This is a genomic window from Melaminivora alkalimesophila, from assembly GCF_000282995.1.
Lineage (GTDB): Bacteria > Pseudomonadota > Gammaproteobacteria > Burkholderiales > Burkholderiaceae_C > Melaminivora > Melaminivora alkalimesophila.
Map to the genome: position 1 here is coordinate 1 of NZ_ALEE01000167.1, position 3,479 is coordinate 3,479.

At 72.7% G+C, this 3,479-nt stretch carries 5 protein-coding genes; 4 read left to right on the top strand and 1 reads right to left on the bottom strand.

Features of this window, described 5'->3' with window-relative positions:
- The 4 genes from A612_RS02735 to A612_RS02750 all read left to right on the top strand — a co-directional run.
- Positions 1 to 385: c-type cytochrome (locus A612_RS02735; RefSeq protein WP_019373071.1), on the top strand; the 385-nt coding region annotated here is incomplete at its 5' end.
- An 8-nt stretch (positions 386 to 393) separates the two neighbouring features.
- Complete coding sequence (locus tag A612_RS02740) at positions 394 to 1,047, top strand: SCO family protein (protein ID WP_019373072.1); 654 nt, start codon at positions 394 to 396, stop codon at positions 1,045 to 1,047.
- Complete coding sequence (locus tag A612_RS02745; protein ID WP_019373073.1) at positions 1,044 to 1,688, top strand: hypothetical protein; 645 nt, start codon at positions 1,044 to 1,046, stop codon at positions 1,686 to 1,688. The genes A612_RS02740 and A612_RS02745 overlap by 4 nt, the downstream gene beginning before the upstream one ends.
- A 42-nt stretch (positions 1,689 to 1,730) precedes the next feature.
- Positions 1,731 to 2,480 carry a LytR/AlgR family response regulator transcription factor gene (locus tag A612_RS02750; protein WP_019373074.1) on the top strand — a complete coding sequence of 250 codons (750 nt, stop codon included), beginning with the start codon at positions 1,731 to 1,733 and terminating at the stop codon, positions 2,478 to 2,480.
- A gap of 30 nt (positions 2,481 to 2,510) precedes the next feature.
- On the opposite strand, the gene A612_RS02755 is transcribed toward A612_RS02750, so the two are convergent.
- The gene (locus A612_RS02755) at positions 2,511 to 3,356 is read right to left on the bottom strand and encodes a ZIP family metal transporter (protein WP_019373075.1); all 846 of its coding nucleotides are present in this window, start codon (positions 3,354 to 3,356) and stop codon (positions 2,511 to 2,513) included.
- Between the last annotated feature and the right edge of the window lie 123 nt (positions 3,357 to 3,479).

A 3,479-nucleotide genomic window follows, 5' to 3' on the forward strand; every position in this document is an offset into this window, starting at 1 on the left:
CGCGGCGGTGGACGGCAAGGCGCTGTTCGCCGCCCAGTGCGCGGCCTGCCACCAGGCCAACGGCAAGGGCCTGCCGGGCGTGTTTCCGCCGCTCGACGGTTCGGAGTGGGTGACGGGCGACACGCGCGTGCTCGCCAACATCCTGCTGCACGGCATCAACGGCGAGATCACCGTCGCCGGCACCAAGTACCAGGGCGCCATGCCGGCCTTCGCCCAGCTCAGCGATGCCGAGCTGGCCGGCGTGGCCAGCTACATCCGCAGCAGCTGGTCGAACCAGGCCGAGGCGGTGGAGGCCGGACTGTTCGAGCGGGAGCGCACCGCCACCGCGGACCGCAAGACACCCTTCGAGGGCGAGGCCGCGTTGCACGCGCTGACGCAGGAGTAGCCCACGCAGTGCTGCGCACCGCCTTCCTGAGCGTGCTGCTCGCCGTGTGCGGCTGGGCGGCCGCGGCCTGGCTGACGCACGACTTCCAGGTCTGGACCGACGAGGGCGCGCGCCGCCTGGAGGTGGCGCTGCGCCCGGTGCCTGTGCCCGCGGTGCAGGTGCAGGATGCGGACGGCGCGCACGCCAGCCTGCAGGCGCTGCTGGAGGGCGAGGGCCCGGCTCCGGCCGGTGCCACCATCGTCGACTTCTTCTACACCCACTGCGAGACCATCTGCCTGTCGCTGGGGGCGAGCTTCCAGCAATTGCAGGCGGCGCTGCAGGCCGATGCCGAGGCCGGCGCGGCCTCGGGAGTGCGGCTGCTGTCGATCAGCTTCGACGGCGCGCGCGACGATCCGGCGACCCTCGCCGAGTACGGCCGTGGCCTGGGCGCCGACCCGCGCCTGTGGCGCTTCGTGCGCGTGCCGGACGCGCGCGAGGAGCAGGCGCTGCTGCGCCGCCTGGGGGTGGTGGTCGTGCCCGACTGGCGCGGCGACTTCGAGCACAACGCCGCCCTGCTGGTGTTCGACCGCAGCGGTCGCATGCGCCGCGTCTTCGACCTGGCGGAGCAGCAGCTCGCGCTGGACTACGCGCGCCACCTCGCGCGGCAGGAGGGCGCCTCGTGAGCACATGCACGCCCGCACTGCATGCCCGGCCCGCCCTGAGGCGGCTGGCGCCCCTGGCGACAGCGCCCGTCCAGGGCATCGCGGGTGCGCTGCTCCTGGCCCTGCTCGCGCTTCCCGCAATGCGCACGCTGCTGGAAGCCAGCATGTGGCGCCACATGGTGCTGCAGTTCGGCCTGCTGCTGCTGGCGGGCCACCTGGTCGCCGCCCCCCTGCCCGCAGGCGCGCGCACCCGCCTGGCACGCTGGAACGCCCATGGCATCAGCGGCCTGGTTCTTGCGGCCTTGGTGCTGGCCGTGCTGATGGTGCCACGCGTGCTCGACCTGGCGCTGCGCGAACCGGCGATCGAGGCGTTGAAATTCACAGCGCTCGTGCTGGCAGGGGCCATGCTGCGCCTGTCGTGGCGGCCCGCCGGGCGCGTGGTGCAGGGTTTCTTCCTGGGCAACGTGCTGCCCATGAGCTTCGTCGTCGGGCAGCTGTACGTCGATTCGCCCCTGCGCCTGTGCAACGCCTACCTGTTGGGCGACCAGGAGCGCCTGGGCCACTGGCTGATGGGCCTGGCAGCGGTGGTGGCTATGGCCTGGGTCGGCCGGGTGTTCTGGGATCTTGCGCGCAGCGAACGGGAAGCACCGCCGAGCGCCTAAGATCGCTGCACAGCAGCCCGTGGCGCACGCCCCTTCCCTGCCATGCACATCCTGATCGCGGACGACGAAACCCTGGCGCGCAGCCGACTGCGCCGCCTCTTGCATGAACTCGACCCTGGCCTGCAGCTCAGCGAGGCGCAGCACGGCGCCGAGGCCCTGGCCCTGCTCGGCACGCCCGCGGCCCGGCCGGTGGACGTGGCGCTGCTGGACATCCATATGCCGGGCATGAACGGGTTGGCGCTGGCGCACGAGATCCAGCGCCTGCCGGCGCCGCCGGCCATCGTCTTCGTCACGGCGCACGCCGACCACGCCGTGGACGCCTTCGAGCTCGACGCCGTCGACTACCTGACCAAGCCGGTGCGGCGCGAGCGCCTGCAGCAGGCGCTGGCCAAGGCCGAGCGCAGCACCCGGGGACACAGCCGATTGGCAACTGCGCCGCCTGCGCCCCAGGAGGAGGTGCTGCTGATTCAGGAGCCGGGGCGCACCGAGCGCGTGCCCTTGTCCGAAGTGCTGTACCTGCGCGCGGAGCTCAAGTACGTGACGGTGCGCACGCTGGCGCGCAGCTACGTGATCGACGACGCCCTGACCGAGCTGGAGGCGCGCCACCCGGGGCATTTCCTGCGCGTGCACCGCAACACCCTGGTCGCACGCCATGCGCTGCGCGCGCTGGTGCGCCACGATGGCAGCGGCGGCGAGCCGGAAGGCTGGGCGGTGCGGCTGCAGGGGCTGACCCAGCCGCTGGCCGTCTCGCGCCGGCAGATGGCCGCCGTGCGGGAAGCCCTCAACGACTGAAGGCCGGCGGCATCGGCGCCTGCTCGCGCCTCAGTGCTCCAGCCCGTGCGCCAGCAGGCTGGCGAGCGTGACCGCACCGATGCCCGCCGCCAGCCACGCCACCTGCGCCAGCGCCTGAACCGCGGGCAGGCGCCGCTGCAGCTGCGGGATCAGGTCGGCCAGGGCGACGTAGATGAAACTGCTCGAGGCCACGACCAGGAAGTACGGCAGCGCCGCCTGCCAGCGGTCCACGATGAAGTAGCCCACCAGTCCGCCCAGCGCCGAGACCGCGCCGGCCAGCGACACTTTCAGCAGCGCCACGTTGCGCGCCCCGCCGCGCTGGCGCAGCACCACCAGATCGCCCACGTGGTGGGGCACCTCGTGCGCCAGCACCGACAGCGCCGCCACCCAGCCCAGCCGCATGTCGGCCACGAAGGCCGAGGCGATCAGCACCCCGTCGCCGAAGCAGTGCACGCTGTCGCCCGTCAGCAGGGTCCAGCCGCCACCGCGTCCGTGGTGGTGATGCTGGTGGTCGTCGTGATGATGGTGAGGGCCATGGTCCGCGTGCGCATGCCCGTCTTCCGCGGCATGGCCGTGCCGCGCACCGGCCCAGTGCTCGTGGCCGTGGTGCCACAGCTCGGCCTTCTCGAGCAGGAAGAAGAACACCAGCCCGACCAGCAGGGTGGCAAACAGGACCTGCGGACGCGCCGCCCCCTCGAAAGCCTCCGGCAGCAGGTGCATGAAGGCCGTGGCCAGCAGGGCGCCCGCCGCCAGGCTCAGCAGGTGCTCCGGCCCCACGCGCCCGCGGGCCACGCCCAGGCGCAGCAGCGCTTCGGCAAGCCACACGCTGCCGATGCCGGCGACCAGGGTCGCTGCGAGGATCGCTGCCAATGTCATGGATGCTGTCGTTCCGTGTGCGCAAGAGGGCGCATTGTGCCCAGAAACGGGCGCGCGCCGCCACAACCCTCGAGTATCCCCCGCGGCGCGCCAGCACGGCAGCGGCCAGCGGCCAGCGCCGTG